Source organism: Allobosea sp. GW821-FHT10B12, assembly GCF_059415545.1.
Genome location: NZ_JBWKNL010000010.1, coordinates 20,482 through 32,039, shown reverse-complemented (window position 1 = coordinate 32,039; position 11,558 = coordinate 20,482). Strand labels below are relative to the sequence as shown.

Sequence of the window (11,558 nt, the reverse complement as noted above, 5' to 3'; positions counted from 1 at the left end):
GGCGAGCATGACGGTGTGCGGGAGCGTCGCGGCCTACCGGCTGCGCAGCCGGTTCATGAAGGCGTCGTAGGAGAGTTCCGCCACCTGCCACCAGAGCAGGTTCTCGCCGCGGAAGGCGACCATCGACTCATAACCCTTCTTGAAGGCTTCGCTCTTGGCGGAGGTCTCGGCGTAGTACTCCTCGGCCGCCTTGAGCGAAGCTTCCATGATCGGCTGCGGGAAGGCCTTGAGCTGGGCACCCTGGGCGATCAGCTTGCGCAGGCCGCCCGGATTGACGAAGTCGTACTTCGCCAGCATCCAGTTGTTCGCGGCTTCGCAGGCGTTCTGCACGATCGCCTGGTAGTGCTTGGGCAGCTTGTTCCACTGCTCCTGGTTGATCACGAGGTGCAGCATGGCGCCGCCCTCCCACCAGCCGGGATAGTAGTAATAGGGCGCGACCTTCACGAAGCCGAGCTTCTCGTCGTCATAGGGGCCGACGAACTCGGCCGCGTCGATCGTGCCGCGCTCCAGTGCCGGATAGACGTCGCCGGCTGCGATCTGCGTCGGCACCACGCCGAGCTTGGCCAGCACCGCTCCGCCCATGCCGCCGATGCGGAACTTCAGGCCCTTGAGGTCGTCGACCGTTTTCAGCTCCTTGCGGAAGAAGCCGCCCATCTGGCAGCCGGAATTGCCGCAGGGGATCGAGTAGGCGTTGAACTTGGCGAGCGCGCCGTTGACGACCTGCTCGCCGCCACCGAAATACCACCAGCTGTGCTGCTGGCGGGCATTCAGGCCGAAGGGGATGCCGGTGCCGAGCCCGAGCGCCGGCTCCTTGCCGACGTAGAAATAGGTCGGCGTGTGCGCGCATTCGACCGTGCCGGAGGTGACCGCGTCGAGCGCTTGCAGGCCGGGCACGATTTCGCCGGCCGAGAAGGTCTGGATCTGGAACTTGCCGTCGGTGGCGTCCGACATGAACTTCGCGAACTGCTGGGCGGTGCCGTAGATCGTGTCGAGCTGCTTCGGGAAGCTCGAGGTCAAGCGCCATTTCACCTCGGGCATCGACTGCGCGATCGCGGGCATCGCGATCGGCGCGGCGGCCGCGGCGAGCGCGCCCGTCTTCAAAAACGTACGGCGTTGCATGGACTTTCCTCCCGGGGACAGATTTGCTGCCATCATCACTGTTCGGCGAGGATTGAAAAGAGATGAAAGTCGCATCCCTCATGCATGGCCGGGATGGCCGCCTCGTCGTCGTCTCGAACGACCTGACCCGCGCGACCGACGCCTTCCCGGTGGTCGCGACGCTGCAGGGGGCCCTCGACGACTGGGATCGCTGCGCGCCGCGGCTCGCCGATCTCGCCGAGAGCCTCGAGCACGGTTCGGTGCCGTCCTTCCGCTTCCACGAGCATGACTGTGCCTCGCCTTTGCCGCGCGCCTATCAGTGGGTCGACGGCTCGGCCTATGTGAACCATGTCGAGCTGGTCCGGAAGGCAAGGGGCGCCGAGATGCCCGAGAGCTTCTGGACCGACCCGCTGATGTACCAGGGCGGCTCCGATTCCTTCCTCGGACCGCGCGAGGCGGTGAAGCTGGCGAGCGAGGATTACGGCATCGATCTCGAAGCCGAGATCGCGGTGATCATCGGCGACGTGCCGATGGGCGTCAGTCCCGAGGAGGCGAGGGGCCTCGTCCGCCTCGTCATGCTCGTGAATGACGTGAGCTTGCGGAATCTGATTCCGAACGAGTTGGGCAAAGGCTTTGGTTTCCTTCAATCAAAGCCGTCTTCGGCCTTCTCGCCGGCGGCGGTGACGCCCGACGAGCTCGGCTCGGCCTGGAAGGACGGCAAGCTCAGCCTGCCGCTGCTCGCCCAGGTCAACGGCAAGCCCTTCGGCAAGCCGCAGGCCGGCGTCGACATGACCTTCGACTTCGGCGTGCTGATCGCCCATGCCGCCAAGACCCGCCCGCTCGTCGCCGGTACGATCGTCGGTTCCGGCACGGTCTCGAACCGCGACGCCGATGGCGGGCCAGGCAGGCCGGTTTCGGAAGGCGGGCTCGGCTATGCCTGCATCGCCGAGCAGCGCATGGTCGAGACCATCCGGCACGGCGCACCGAAGACGCCGTTCCTGCGCTTCGGCGACAGCGTCCGTATCGAGATGAAGGACGCCGCCGGCCACTCGATCTTCGGCGCGATCGAGCAGGACATCCTGCCGCATGCGGGCTGACGCTCGCCGCGCCTGCCGTCAAACAAGAATGAGGTCCTGACGATGTCCTCCCCCGCTTTCGCCTCCACCGCCGATCTCGGCGAGAAGACCGTCTCCTTCGACGAGATCGGCAAGGGCGTCTACGCCTATACCGCCGAGGGCGACCCCAATAGCGGCATCGTCGTCGGCGACGACAGCGTCCTCGTCTTCGACGCGCAGGCGACGCCGACCATGGCCGAGCGCGTCATCGTCAAGGTGCGCGAGGTCACCGACAAGCCGGTCAGCCATGTCGTGCTCTCGCACTACCACGCCGTACGCGTGCTCGGCGCTCCCGCCTATGGCGCGAAGGAGATCGTCTCATCGGATGCGGCGCGGGCGATGATCGTCGAGCGTGGCGAGGAGGACAAGGCGAGCGAGATCGGCCGCTTTCCCCGCCTGTTCCAGGGCGCCGACTCGATCCGCCCGGGCCTGACCTGGCCGACCACGACCTTCTCGCACAACGCCTCGATCTGGCTCGGCAGCCGCGAGGTCCGGCTGATGAGGCTCGGCCGCGGCCACACCGCCGGCGACATCGTCGCCTGGATGCCCGACACCAATGTGATCTTCGCCGGCGACCTCGTCGAATACGGCGCGACCCCCTATTGCGGCGACGCGCATTTCACCGACTGGCCGACGACGCTCGATGCGCTCGCCGCTTTCGCCCCCGCCGCCATGGTGCCGGGCCGCGGCGCGGCGCTGACCAATCGCGGCATGGTCGCCGACGGCATCAAGGGCACGCGCGCCTTCCTCTCCGACCTGTTCGAGGCGGTGAAGGACCATGTCGCCGCCGGCCGCTCGCTGCGCGAGACCTTCGAGCGCGTCCATGAGACGCTGAAGCCGTCCTATGGCGACTGGGTGATCTTCGAGCACTGCCTGCCGTTCAACGTCACCCGCGCCTATGACGAGGCCGGCGGCCTCGACCATCCGCGCATCTGGACCGATGAGCGCGACCGCCAGATGTGGCTGGACCTGCGGGGCTGAAGGCATCGCCGCATGCAGCCCTTCCGCCAGTTCGCCTATCGCCGCAGCGCTGATCAGGATGCGCCGGCCCCCGCCCGGCACCCCGTCGTCATCGTTGGCGCAGGTCCCGTCGGGTTGACGCTGGCGCTCGATCTGGCGCGCCGGCAGGTTCCGGTCGTGCTGATCGATGATGCCGACCGGATCGGCGAAGGCTCGCGCGCCATCTGCTTCGCCAAGCGCACGCTCGAGATCTTCGATCGGCTCGGGCTCGCCCAGGCGATGGTCGAGAAAGGCGTGACCTGGCAGAAGGGCAGGGTCTTCCGCGGTGAGACTGAGCTGTACGAGTTCGACCTCCTGCCCGAGGGCGGTCACAAGCAGCCGGCCTTCATCAATCTCCAGCAATTCTATGTCGAAGCGGCATTGGTCGAGGCCGTGCTCGCCGAGCCGCTGGTTGATCTGCGCTGGAGCAATCGCCTGGCCGGCCTCGACAACCGCGAGGATGGGGCGAAGCTCACCATCGCCACGCCGGAAGGCGATTATTCGCTGAATGCCGACTGGCTGATTGCCTGCGACGGGGCACGCTCCCCGACGCGTAGCCTGCTCGGCCTGGAATTCCGCGGCGAGGCCTTCGAGGACCGTTTCCTCATCGCCGATGTGAAGATGACCGCGCCGTTCCCGACCGAACGCTGGTTCTGGTTCGATCCGCCCTTCCATTCCGGCCAGTCGGCGCTGCTGCACAAGCAGCCGGACGACATCTGGCGCATCGACCTGCAGCTTGGCCCCGATGCCGATCCGGACCATGAGAAGCAGCCGGAGATCGTGCGCCCGCGGATTGAGCGCATGCTCGGCCATGCCGACTTCGCGCTCGAATGGGTCTCGGTCTACCGCTTCCAGTGCCGGCGGCTCGACCAGTTCCTGCATGGCCGGGTGATCTTTGCAGGCGATGCCGCCCATCAGGTCTCGCCCTTCGGCGCACGCGGCGCCAATTCCGGCGTCCAGGACGCCGACAATCTCGGCTGGAAGCTGGCGCTGGTGGTGCAGGGCAAGAGTCCCGCCGCGCTGCTCGAAAGCTATGACAGCGAGCGCGTCGCCGCCGCCGACGAGAACATCCTCAACTCGACGCGGGCGACCGACTTCATCGCGCCGCGCTCGCCGGGCGAGCGCCTGCTGCGCGAGGCGGCGCTGTCGCTGGCGCCGCTGACCGGCTTCGCCAAGCGCTTCGTCAATTCCGGCCGGCTGTCGCTACCCTCGGCCTATGCGGACTCGCCGCTCTGCGTGGATGACGATGGCTGGGACGCCGGCCTGCCGCCGGGCGCGCCCTTCCTCGATGCGCCGCTCGCCGGCGCTTCATGCGCCTGGCTGAGCGAGGCCTTCTCGGTGGGGCAGGCGATCCTGCTTGGCGAAGGTGCGGCAGCGCTCGCACCTGCTGGCGTCCTCGCGATCGAGCCGGCTGTCGGTGACGGCGCCTTGCGCCAGCGCTATGGGCTGGAGCGTGGGTCGGCCGTGCTGCTGCGGCCGGACGGGCATGTCGCGGCCCGGTTCCGCGAGCCGAAGCGCGCTGCGATCGATGCTGCGATCGAGCGGATGGAGGGCAGGGGATGAATGCCGCGGCCAGCATGGCTCCCGCAGGCGGCCTCGCGCGCGAATCGCGCTTCGCCGATCCCGATGCCGCCTTCCGGCTGCTGACGCAGGCGCATCGCAATCTGGATGAGCGGGCGAGCGCTGCGCTCAATGCCCGGCTCGTGCTGATCCTCGCCAATCACATCGGCGACGAGCAGGTTCTTCGCGAAGCCGTGGCGCTGGCGCGCGAGGCAAGCTAGGCTCCGGCTCACGACGCCTGGAGCCGTGAGCCAAATGGAAGAGCTGCCGACCTTCTATTCCACCCTGATCCCGCTTCGCTTCTTCTTCTGGGGCCCGGCGCTGGTGGTGCTGACGCTGCTGCTCTCCTGGCTCTGGGCGCGCAGCCTCAAGGTCGACCGGGCGCTGGAGAGCGATTTCAACGGCTTCTCCAAGGACGACGTCGAGAAGCTGTTCTCGCTCTACGGCCCCGAGCGCCGGGCGATCTACCGCAACAAGCTGCTGCCGGCCGACCTCGCTTTTGCGCTGGTCTACGCCGTCGTCGGTGCCCTGATCGTCGCCGGCCTCTCGATGCGCGGCTATCCCTGGTGGGTGGCGGCGCTCTGCGGCGGCGGCTGGCTCTTCGGCGGGCTCTGCGATGTCGCCGAGAACCTCGCCATCGCGCGCCTGCTCGATCGCTACCCCACGGTGGATCAAGGGACGGTCGCCTTCGCCAGCGGCTTCACCCGGCTGAAGCTCGTCCTCTCCGGCCTAGGCTTCGTCGGCGCGATCGCGGCCTACTACCTGGCGTTCAAGCCCGTGGTCGCCTGACCGTATTCGCGCCAGGCGGCGCGGGTCTGGCGGAAGCAGGCGGCTGGTACCGGCGGGTTGCCGATGGCCGGTGCAGCCCGCGTCGTGTCAGGCTCGAAGCCGAGCCGCGTTGCCAGCTGCAACGATGATGCGTTCTGCGGATGCGTGACGATGAGGGTTTCCGGCAGGTCGAGCGTCTCGAAGCCGTAGCGCAGCAGCCGGCTCACTGCCTCCCGGGCGAAGCCCTGTCCCCAATGACGGGTGGCGAAGCGATAGCTGACCTGGGCCTGGTTCGGGTCGTCGCTGTCCGGAATGAGCCCGACATAGCCGAGCGCCGCGGCTTCGTTCGTACGGGCGAATACCGTCCAGTAGCCGAGCCCGCGTTCGACATGGAGGAAGCTGCGGGCCGCGACGCCCTCGCGACCCATCGCCGGGTCGCCGATGGCCGCGATATAGCGCATCACCTCCGGATCGGCGTTGAGGGCGGCGATGAAATCCAGATCGGCCACGGTCCGCGGCTTCAGGAGCAAACGCTCGGTTTCCAGCTCCGGCAGCATGATCGTCACCTTGTCGCGTTATCCGCCTATCGGGCCGCCTGCACTGGTGCGGCGGGGCGCGCCATCCCATATCCTGCCGGCTGTCCCTCGGGAACGCTCTGGGAGAATCTGAATGAGCTTTCGTCGTTGTCTTCTCGCTGCTTCGGCAGTGCTCGCGCTCGCCGGCGTCGCCGCGCCGGCCGCGGCGCAGGAGGACCTGATCTTCAAGAAGTCGACAGTCTGGAAGATGCTGACCCCGGACGACAAGCTCGCCGTCTATGGCGTCGACGATCCGGTCGTCGAGGGCGTCGCCTGCCACTACACCGTGCCTGAGAAGGGCGGCGTTTCCGGCATGTTCGGCGTCGCCGAGGAGGTCTCCGACGTCTCGCTCGCCTGCCGGCAGATCGGGCCGATCCGCTTCAAGGAAAAGGCCTCGCAGGGCGATGTCGTCTTCCGCGAACGTCGCTCGCTGATCTGGAAGAAGATGCAGATCGTGCGCGGCTGCGACGCCAAGCGCAACGTGCTGATCTACATGGTCTACACCGACAAGCTGATCGACGGCTCGCCGCAGAATTCGACCTCGAGCGTGCCGATCATGCCCTGGGGCAGCAGTGGCGACGTGGCGAAATGCTCGGAATGGGTGAGATGAGAATTGACAGGGCGTCTGCGGTTGGCGGCGCCCGTCGCTTCATCCTGCAAGCTCGCGATCCGGTGACGGATTGTCCGATTCTGGAGGCGCGCGCCTCGATCGACGATCTGGATGCCCTTCGCAGTGTGCTCCATGTCGAGGACGGAGAGGATCCCGATTTCAGCTGTGTCTACGACTTGGACGGTCAGGATCTCGACGCGATCCAACGATTGATCGGTCTGCCATTTCCTCGCGATCTCGGCCCGGTCCAGATCGTTCCGTGGAGCCCGCTTCGAGAAATTCCCTATCTCGTGCACACGGAATACGAGCTCGCCCTCATGCTGGAGGGCAGGAAGCCGCTTGCCGTCTTTGGCGACGCCTATCCGTCGGAATGGTTCGACGGACTCATCGCTCGTTTCGATCCATACGTCGCTGACGGCCGATTCGTTAGGCGCATCGTCGATACGCCGCTTCCAAAGCCTCGCATCTCAGGGGGCGAGCGTGTCGACGGTGTCAGGCACGTCTATGTTGCGTTGCCGGGCGAACAGTGGCGGATAGACGCTTACATCCAGCTCTTTGAGGACCATGAAGGCGGTTGGAATGAGACGCGGGAACGCCGTCAGGGCCTGCTTCTCGGCTACGAGGAGTGGCAATGCGACTGGTGGGAAGCCCACCGCCCCGGTTCGCGCAAAGGCGGATAGGCGGTCTCAGCCCCCGCAGGTGATCGCCAGCGGCTGTTCGGCTGGAGTCGTGCTGGCCTGGCGCGGGGTCGAGCCGGTAAAGTCTTCCTGCGCGGCGACGCCATAGGCGGTGGCGGTGCGGTGCCCTTGCGACTCGCACCAGGCATCGGCGACGATCTGGCCGCATTCCGACTTGCTGGCGATGCAGTCGGCGACGCCGTAGCCGTCTGCGGCCGGGATCAGATAGGTGCGCTCGGCCTTGGGGGCGGCAACGGTGCCGGTGGCGGGCAGCATGGCCAGCGACAGGCCGGCGCCGAGGATTCCGAAGAGTCCAACCAGAGCAACGGCGCGGCGCATGATACTGTCCCTGAGACCCGACCGGGGCTGAACCTTCGACATGTCAAACTGGTTCCAAATGGTTAAGACTGCGTGAACCATGGCAATCTTGGTTGCGCGCAAACCGTCGGGCGCTTGTGGCGGCATTGCGGCGGCGAGAGCTGAAATCGCAGGAGGACAGGGCGATGGCGCGCAAGCGTTGCGCAGCTGCCACTTGACGTAAGCGCACATGACAGGCATCACGGCTGGATGACGCGAGCCCTCGCCATTATTTGCATTATTTGCCGCTAGCTTTCGCTGGCCGGCTGCTCACGTCCTCGTCCCAACGAAAAGACAGACAGCGCCCCGGCCAGCGGCCAGGATACGCCGTTTTTGTCGCCTTCTCGTCAGGATACCGTTTCGATGCAGCCGACCCTCAGGCTCTACAACACGCTGACGCGGACGAAGGAGGTCTTCACCCCCGTCGATCCCCATAACGTGCGCATGTATGTCTGCGGCCCGACGGTCTATGACTACGCCCATATCGGCAATGCCCGGCCGGTCATCGTCTTCGACGTGCTCTACCGGCTGTTGCGGCATCTCTACGGCGATGCCCACGTCCGTTATGCCCGCAACCTCACGGACGTCGACGACAAGATCAACGCCCGCGCCGCGCGTGATTTTCCTGGCCTGCCGCTGAATGAGGCGATCGCGAAGGTCACTGAGACGACGACGGCGCAGTTCCGCGCCGATGTCGATGCGCTCGGCAATCTGCGTCCCGACGACGAGCCGCGCGCCACCGGCCATATCGAGGAGATGAAGGCGATCATCGAGCGCCTGATCGCCCGTGGCGTCGCCTATGTCGCCGAGGAGCACGTCCTCTTCCATGTTCCGGCCGTGGCCGGGCTGAAGGGCGCGCCGCGCTATGGCTCGCTCGCCCGCCGCTCGCTCGACGAGATGGAAGCCGGCGCGCGCGTCGACGTCGCGCCCTACAAGCGCGATCCTATGGATTTCGTGCTGTGGAAGCCGAGCCGCGCCGGCATCGATCCGGGTTGGCCGTCGCCGGCCGGCATCGCGACGCCCGGGCGCCCCGGCTGGCATATCGAGTGCTCGGCCATGTCGATGAAGACGCTGCTCGAGCCGTTCGGCGGCGGCCTGCAATGCGACGATCCCGCCCGGAACGTCTTCGACATCCATGGCGGTGGCATCGACCTCGTCTTTCCGCACCATGAGAACGAGCTCGCCCAGAGCTGCTGCGCCTTCGGCGGGGCGGAGGGCGCGCCGCGCATGGCCAATGTCTGGATGCACAACGGCTTTCTGCAGGTCGAAGGCGAGAAGATGTCGAAGTCGCTCGGCAACTTCGTCACCATCAATGAGCTCTTGGCGACCGACACCTTCGGCGGGCGGGCCTGGCCCGGCGAGGTGCTGCGTTTCGCCATGCTCAAGACCCATTACCGCCAGCCGATCGACTGGACGGTGAAGGCGCTGGAGGAGGCGGAGAGGACACTGGCGGATTGGGCTGCGGCTGCCGGAGAGGCTGAGGTCGGGCAGGTTCCTGCCGGCGTGATCGAAGCGCTGGCGGACGATCTCAACACCTCGCAGGTGCTCGCCGAACTGCACGCTCTGCGCAAGGCCGGCGATCATGCCGGCCTGAAGGCGAGCCTTGCTCTGCTCGGCATCGCCCTCCCAGAGGTGACCGTGGCCGAGATCGATGATGCCCTGCGGGCAAAGGTCGAGGCGTCGATCGCCGCTCGCCTGGCCGCCCGCAAGGCGAAGAATTTCGCCGAATCCGATCGCCTCCGCGACGAGCTCGTCGCGATGGGCATTGTCCTCATGGACGGCAAGGACCCGGCCACCGGCGAGCTGATGACCAGCTGGGAGGTGAAGCGGTGACGCTTCACCTCCCAGCGAGTGCCTTGAACCTGTTGCCGTGTCGCGGCGTTGCCCCATTCCGTTGAAAGAACACCAAGCACAATGACCACTCAGACCCCGAAGATCCGCAAGCGTGGTTCGCTCTCGATCGCGATGAAGCTCGTCATGCTCGCCATGGTGATGCCGAAGGTACTGCGCTACCGGCTGCGGTCCAGGCTATGAGCACTGCAGCCCCCGCCACATTGGCTGACGCCGCGCCGCGCAAGGCCGGCGAGGCCGCGCTCGCCCGCATCCACCTGTTCGACACGACGTTGCGCGACGGCGCCCAGACCACGGGCGTCGACTTCTCGCTCGACGACAAGCGCGCGGTTGCGGCGATGCTCGACAAGCTCGGGATCGACTATGTCGAGGGCGGCTATCCCGGCGCCAACCCGCTCGACACCGCCTTCTTCGCGCAGAAGCCGACGCAGCGGGCGAAGTTCGCCGCCTTCGGCATGACCAAGCGGGCCGGGCGCTCGGCCTCCAACGATCCCGGCATTGCGGCACTGCTGGATGCCAAGGCCGACGCCATCGTCTTCGTCGCCAAGAGCTGGGACTACCACGTTCATGTCGCGCTCGAGATCTCGCTGGAAGACAATCTCGACGGCATCCGCGACAGCGTCGCCACCGCCAAGGCCGCTGGCCGCGAGGTCATGCTCGATTGCGAACACTTCTTCGATGGCTACAAGGCCAATCCCGACTATGCGCTCGCCTGCGCTCGCACCGCCTATGAGGCCGGCGCGCGCTGGGTCGTGCTCTGCGACACCAATGGTGGCACACTGCCGGACGAGATCGGGCGGATCGTCGCCGAGGTCGCCAAGGTCGTGCCCGGCGACAATCTCGGCATCCACGCCCATGACGATTGCGGCTGCGCCGTCGCCAATTCGCTGGCCGCGGTCGAGGCCGGCGTCCGCCAGATCCAGGGCACGCTGAATGGGCTCGGCGAGCGCTGCGGCAACGCCAATCTCGTCACGCTGATCGGCGCGATCAAGCTGAAGGAGCGCTATAATCGCCGCTTCTCGCTCGGCGTCGGCGAGGCCGAACTCGGCGAGCTCACCCATGTCTCGCGCGCGCTCGACGAGATGCTGAACCGCGCGCCGAACCGCCACGCCCCCTTCGTCGGCGCCTCCGCCTTCGCCACCAAGGCTGGCATCCACGCCTCGGCCGTGCTGAAGGACCCGCGCACCTACGAGCATGTCGCGCCCGATCTGGTCGGCAATGTCCGCAAGGTGCTGGTCTCCGACCAGGGCGGCAAGTCGAACCTCGTCGCCGAGCTGGAACGCATCGGCGTCACCATCGGCCGCGACGATCCAAGGCTCTCGCGCGTGCTGGAGGAGCTGAAGGAGAAGGAGGCGCAGGGCTATGCCTTCGAGGGCGCCGATGCCTCGTTCTATCTGCTCGCCAAGCGCATCCTCGGCGAATTGCCGGCCTATTTCGAGATCGAGCGCTTCACCGCCAATGTCGAGCGCCGCTACAATGCGCTGGGCGAGCTCGTCACTTTCTCGGAGGCAATCGTCAAGGTGAAGGTCGGCGAGGAATCGCTGATCTCGGTGGCGGAAAGCGCTCTCGGCCCGGTCAACGCACTCGATCTCGCCTTGCGCAAGGACCTCGGCCGCTACCAGTCGCTGATCGGCGGCCTCAGGCTGGTCGACTACAAGGTCCGCGTCTTCCAGGGCGGCACCGACGCCGTGACCCGCGTCCTGATCGAATCGGCCGACGAGACCGGCGAGCGCTGGACCACGGTCGGCGTCAGCGCCAACATCATCGACGCCTCGTTCCAGGCGCTGGTCGACTCGATCACCTACAAGCTGATGCGCGAGGGCGCGACGGCGTAGCCAGCCTCCTTCTCCCCTCGGGGGAGAAGGTCCGGCAGGGGATGAGGGCGGTTCGACCGGGTGAGACGAGGGCAGGCTGCAGCCTTCCTTCCCTCATCCGTCAGCGCTACGCG

The 11,558-nt window shown here is 66.7% G+C and carries 12 protein-coding genes; 9 read left to right on the top strand and 3 right to left on the bottom strand.

What is annotated here, in order from left to right; translation table 11 throughout:
- Positions 1 to 33: 33 nt before the first annotated feature.
- Positions 34 to 1,119 (bottom strand): TRAP transporter substrate-binding protein, encoded by a 1,086-nt coding sequence (locus tag AC07O0_RS25775; RefSeq protein ID WP_494626989.1) that lies wholly within the window; start codon positions 1,117 to 1,119, stop codon positions 34 to 36.
- Between the two features lie 62 nt (positions 1,120 to 1,181).
- On the opposite strand from AC07O0_RS25775, the gene AC07O0_RS25770 reads away from it, so the two are divergent.
- From AC07O0_RS25770 to AC07O0_RS25750, 5 genes are read left to right on the top strand one after another with little or no spacing between them, the layout of a single operon-like run.
- The gene (locus AC07O0_RS25770; RefSeq protein ID WP_494626988.1) at positions 1,182 to 2,195 is read left to right on the top strand and encodes a fumarylacetoacetate hydrolase family protein; all 1,014 of its coding nucleotides are present in this window, start codon (positions 1,182 to 1,184) and stop codon (positions 2,193 to 2,195) included.
- A gap of 42 nt (positions 2,196 to 2,237) precedes the next feature.
- A complete protein-coding gene (locus AC07O0_RS25765; protein WP_494626987.1) occupies positions 2,238 to 3,194 on the top strand; it encodes an MBL fold metallo-hydrolase in 957 nt (318 codons plus the stop codon).
- Positions 3,195 to 3,206: 12 nt separating this feature from the next.
- Positions 3,207 to 4,775, top strand: a complete 1,569-nt coding sequence (locus tag AC07O0_RS25760) for an FAD-dependent oxidoreductase (RefSeq protein WP_494626986.1) — start codon at positions 3,207 to 3,209, stop codon at positions 4,773 to 4,775.
- Positions 4,772 to 4,993 carry a DUF2783 domain-containing protein gene (locus AC07O0_RS25755; RefSeq protein ID WP_494626985.1) on the top strand — a complete coding sequence of 74 codons (222 nt, stop codon included), beginning with the start codon at positions 4,772 to 4,774 and terminating at the stop codon, positions 4,991 to 4,993. Before AC07O0_RS25760 ends, AC07O0_RS25755 begins: the two co-directional genes overlap by 4 nt.
- 34 nt (positions 4,994 to 5,027) lie before the next feature.
- Complete coding sequence (locus AC07O0_RS25750; protein WP_494626984.1) at positions 5,028 to 5,561, top strand: hypothetical protein; 534 nt, start codon at positions 5,028 to 5,030, stop codon at positions 5,559 to 5,561.
- Here AC07O0_RS25750 and AC07O0_RS25745 read toward each other — a convergent pair.
- The gene (locus tag AC07O0_RS25745; protein WP_494627185.1) at positions 5,531 to 6,097 is read right to left on the bottom strand and encodes a GNAT family N-acetyltransferase; all 567 of its coding nucleotides are present in this window, start codon (positions 6,095 to 6,097) and stop codon (positions 5,531 to 5,533) included. The two genes, AC07O0_RS25750 and AC07O0_RS25745, sit on opposite strands and share 31 nt — an antisense overlap.
- Positions 6,098 to 6,209: 112 nt before the next feature.
- On the opposite strand from AC07O0_RS25745, the gene AC07O0_RS25740 reads away from it, so the two are divergent.
- Positions 6,210 to 6,725: a CreA family protein gene (locus tag AC07O0_RS25740; RefSeq protein ID WP_494626983.1), complete on the top strand. Its 516-nt coding sequence runs from the start codon at positions 6,210 to 6,212 to the stop codon at positions 6,723 to 6,725.
- Positions 6,713 to 7,405, top strand: coding sequence for a hypothetical protein (locus AC07O0_RS25735; protein WP_494626981.1), 693 nt, complete (start codon positions 6,713 to 6,715; stop codon positions 7,403 to 7,405). The genes AC07O0_RS25740 and AC07O0_RS25735 overlap by 13 nt, the downstream gene beginning before the upstream one ends.
- 6 nt (positions 7,406 to 7,411) lie before the next feature.
- Here the strand turns inward: AC07O0_RS25735 and AC07O0_RS25730 are convergent, their stop codons facing one another.
- Complete coding sequence (locus tag AC07O0_RS25730; protein WP_494626979.1) at positions 7,412 to 7,741, bottom strand: hypothetical protein; 330 nt, start codon at positions 7,739 to 7,741, stop codon at positions 7,412 to 7,414.
- Between the two features lie 381 nt (positions 7,742 to 8,122).
- Here AC07O0_RS25730 and cysS point away from each other — a divergent pair, with 381 nt between their 5' ends.
- Both cysS and cimA read left to right on the top strand, forming a co-directional pair.
- Positions 8,123 to 9,592, top strand: coding sequence for a cysteine--tRNA ligase (cysS, locus tag AC07O0_RS25725; RefSeq protein WP_494626978.1), 1,470 nt, complete (start codon positions 8,123 to 8,125; stop codon positions 9,590 to 9,592).
- 197 nt (positions 9,593 to 9,789) lie between these two features.
- Positions 9,790 to 11,445, top strand: coding sequence for a citramalate synthase (gene cimA, locus AC07O0_RS25720; protein ID WP_494626976.1), 1,656 nt, complete (start codon positions 9,790 to 9,792; stop codon positions 11,443 to 11,445).
- Positions 11,446 to 11,558: the final 113 nt, after the last annotated feature.

What these genes read in the sequence shown, in the direction of transcription:
- AC07O0_RS25730 (WP_494626979.1), bottom strand. Translation starts at nt 7,741, where the DNA reads ATGCGCCGCGCCGTTGCTCTGGTTGGACTCTTCGGAATCCTCGGCGCC.
- cimA (WP_494626976.1), top strand. Translation starts at nt 9,790, where the DNA reads ATGAGCACTGCAGCCCCCGCCACATTGGCTGACGCCGCGCCGCGCAAG.
- AC07O0_RS25750 (WP_494626984.1), top strand. Translation starts at nt 5,028, where the DNA reads ATGGAAGAGCTGCCGACCTTCTATTCCACCCTGATCCCGCTTCGCTTC.
- AC07O0_RS25740 (WP_494626983.1), top strand. Translation starts at nt 6,210, where the DNA reads ATGAGCTTTCGTCGTTGTCTTCTCGCTGCTTCGGCAGTGCTCGCGCTC.
- AC07O0_RS25770 (WP_494626988.1), top strand. Translation starts at nt 1,182, where the DNA reads ATGAAAGTCGCATCCCTCATGCATGGCCGGGATGGCCGCCTCGTCGTC.
- AC07O0_RS25765 (WP_494626987.1), top strand. Translation starts at nt 2,238, where the DNA reads ATGTCCTCCCCCGCTTTCGCCTCCACCGCCGATCTCGGCGAGAAGACC.
- AC07O0_RS25735 (WP_494626981.1), top strand. Translation starts at nt 6,713, where the DNA reads ATGGGTGAGATGAGAATTGACAGGGCGTCTGCGGTTGGCGGCGCCCGT.
- AC07O0_RS25755 (WP_494626985.1), top strand. Translation starts at nt 4,772, where the DNA reads ATGAATGCCGCGGCCAGCATGGCTCCCGCAGGCGGCCTCGCGCGCGAA.
- AC07O0_RS25745 (WP_494627185.1), bottom strand. Translation starts at nt 6,097, where the DNA reads ATGCTGCCGGAGCTGGAAACCGAGCGTTTGCTCCTGAAGCCGCGGACC.
- AC07O0_RS25775 (WP_494626989.1), bottom strand. Translation starts at nt 1,119, where the DNA reads ATGCAACGCCGTACGTTTTTGAAGACGGGCGCGCTCGCCGCGGCCGCC.
- cysS (WP_494626978.1), top strand. Translation starts at nt 8,123, where the DNA reads ATGCAGCCGACCCTCAGGCTCTACAACACGCTGACGCGGACGAAGGAG.
- AC07O0_RS25760 (WP_494626986.1), top strand. Translation starts at nt 3,207, where the DNA reads ATGCAGCCCTTCCGCCAGTTCGCCTATCGCCGCAGCGCTGATCAGGAT.